The sequence below is a fragment of the Ureibacillus manganicus DSM 26584 genome (assembly GCF_000772945.1).
GTDB classification, from domain to species: domain Bacteria; phylum Bacillota; class Bacilli; order Bacillales_A; family Planococcaceae; genus Ureibacillus; species Ureibacillus manganicus.
Genome location: NZ_JPVN01000061.1, coordinates 1 through 1,253 on the forward strand (window position 1 = coordinate 1; position 1,253 = coordinate 1,253).

Annotated in this window: 1 protein-coding gene; it reads right to left on the bottom strand. The window is 38.2% G+C overall.

Features of this window, described 5'->3' with window-relative positions; translation table 11 throughout:
• On the bottom strand, window positions 1-1,083 hold a 1,083-nt coding region (ltrA, locus tag CD29_RS19255; RefSeq protein WP_036190707.1), incomplete at its 3' end, for a group II intron reverse transcriptase/maturase.
• Window positions 1,084-1,253 lie beyond the last annotated feature (170 nt).

The following is a 1,253-nucleotide window of genomic DNA, read 5'->3' on the forward strand; positions in this document are numbered from 1 at the left end:
CCCAACTGTCACTTGGTTGATTTCTCTTGCAATATCATCAAAACTTCCAGTCCTGTTTCGTCTAGTCTTATATTTAATTTTGTCTTTGAATCTTTTCTTGGCGGAAATATGAGGTCTACAACCTACCCCTTTAGCCGTACTATGAATACAGAAACCAAGAAATTTTAGTTTGGTCGGAGACCCTACCTTACTTTTAGTTTTATTAACTGTCAGCTTCAGTTCCTTCTCCAAAAACTTTGTAATGCTATCAAGAACACGCTCACCAGCTCGTTTACTTTTAACGTAGATACAGAAATCGTCCGCAAAGCGAACGAATTTGTGCCCTCTTTTCTCCAGTTCAATATCTAACTGATTTAAATAAACATTACTAAGAATTGGTGAAAAAACACCACCTTGCGGCGCCCCAGATTCTGTTGGTTTGGTAAGGCCGTCCTCTAAAATTCCACTTTTAAGGAATTTCCAAATTAGCTTTAATATAATTTTATCTTTGATAAATACTTTAAGATATTCCATTAGCTTTTGATGGTTTATGGTGTCAAAGTAGCTTTTCAGATCACAGTCTACTACCACTTTGTAACCTTGTTCATAATATTTGATAGATTTCTTTATGGCTTGATGTTGATTTCTATTTGGACGAAAGCCAAAACTTGAGTCAGAGAATTTCGGGTCAATTATTCCACCAATTATTTGGTAGATTGCTTGTTGCACCATTCGATCTCTGACACAAGGAATACCTAATTTTCGTTTAGTACCATCTGTCTTGGGAATTTCAACCCGTTTAACAGGTAGGGGCTCATACGAGCCATCCTTTAATTTCCTTTTAAGATGGTGTAGGTATTTACTGACGTGACCAAAGAGTTCATCCACTGTCATTCCATCTATTCCAGGTGCACCTTTGTTGGCTTTAACCTTTTTACATGCTCTGTAAAGGTTGTTACTATCAATTACTTTATCAATTAAATCGATACCATCTTGTCGCCCTACTTCTTTAACAACAGTGCTACACGCTCTTGCATACTCTTCAGTTTCCAACTTATCCCTTTGCAAACAGCCATCTTGACATGTTTTCTGTGGTCTTTGCACTGCTATCACCTCCGTAATTCTTCAAGATTGTTATTGTTCGGTCCTTCGTTTCGTAGAAACTACTATGACCTCTGCTGACTTCTTACAATTCAGCCTATCATCACTGGCAGACTTGTTCCTGTGAGATATTCCATCTCTCTTGTCGGGAACCCTTGTAAGACCTCCCCGGG